Annotated in this window: 1 protein-coding gene; it reads left to right on the top strand. The window is 56.5% G+C overall.

All coding sequences use genetic code 11. The features are described 5' to 3' along the window. A partial coding sequence (locus tag AC52W5_RS05595) for a non-ribosomal peptide synthetase (protein WP_495670282.1) occupies positions 1–1,590 on the top strand: 1,590 nt, incomplete at both ends.

Here is a 1,590-nt window from a genome sequence, read left to right on the forward strand (position 1 = left end):
GCGTGCGCAACGTGACAACAGCTGCTTACACCCATCAGGACATGCCTTTCGAGATGCTGGTCGCCAAACTCGCTCCCAAACGACACTTGAGCCAGGCCCCGCTCTTCCAGGTAATGTTCAACTTGCAAAACGTTCCTGCTCCGGAGAAGGAGGAAGAGGTGGCAGACAAGCCGGGAACCCGCTACCGTGATGAGTTCGTTACAGCCAAGTTCGATCTTCTGCTTTCACTGGTAGACGATGGACATCGGGTGACAGGGTACTTTGAATACGCTGCAGACCTTTTCGACAGCGAAACCATCCACCGGATGGCAGTTCATCTCGAAACCCTGTTGATTGCCGTCGCCGCTGATCTGGCTGGTTCGGCCGGTTCGGCTTGTAGTATCTCGAGCCTGCCTATTGTTACGCAGGCTGAACGGGACCAGCTTCTGGTCGAATGGAACGCCACCCGTACGGAATATCCCCGCAACGCATGCATTCAAGGGTTATTCGAAGAACAGGCTGCTCGCCGTCCGGACGCCGTTGCCATTGTTCTTGAAAAGAATCAGCTCACGTACGGCGAACTCAATATCTGTGCCAATCGACTGGCACATCGCCTGCGCCGGTTCGGCGTCGGCCCTGAGACTCTGGTTGGGGTCTGCCTTGAACGATCCTTTGAATTGATCATCGCGCTGCTCGGAGTTCTTAAAGCCGGGGGCGCATATCTCCCACTGGAGCCCGGCACCCCCCAGGCTCGGCTATCGGCAATGTTGCGCGATGCAGGAGCGAAAGTTTTGTTGACTCAGCGAAAGTTTGCGGACGTATTGCGGGGGGTATTGCAGGGGGAAACCACTCAACTGATTTGCCTTGATGATGAGTGCGAAGAAACAAGACCGAAGCCCAAGAGTAATCCTGCAAGCGGAACCCGCCCGGACAATCTCGCCTACGTATGCTACACCTCAGGCTCCACTGGCGTTCCCAAGGGCGTAGCCGTCGAACAGCGCGCCGTGGTACGACTGGTAAAAGGCACGGACTATGCCACGTTCACTCCTGATGACGTGTTTCTTCAGTTCGCGCCGATTGCCTTCGATGCGTCTACGTTCGAGATCTGGGCATGTCTGCTCAATGGTGGAAAACTTGTGATCATGCCACCGGAGGCGCCATCTCTCGAAAAACTCTCGAGTGTCATCGCGCACCACCGGATCAGCACTCTGTGGCTGACATCCGGGCTTTTTCACCAGATGGTCGATAATCATTGCGAAGAGTTGAATGCAGTGCGACAGCTTCTCGCGGGAGGTGATGTATTGTCGCCCGATCACATTCGCAGGATGCGCCAGCAAAATCCCCAGTGCATTCTGATCGCCGCTTACGGGCCCACGGAGAATACCACTTTCACGTCCTGCTACCGGGTGCCCGCGCCAGAACGGATTCACTGTCCCATTCCCATAGGTCGGCCGATTGCCAATACTGAAGTTTATGTGCTTGACGACAGCCTCCAGCCGGTGCCCATCGGTGTGGCCGGAGAACTCTATATCGGGGGCGAAGGACTGGCACGCGGCTACCTCAACCGTCCGCAACTCACCGCCGAGCGCTTCATTGCCCACCCCTTCCGTT

The organism is Nitrosospira sp. CT (assembly GCF_059489795.1).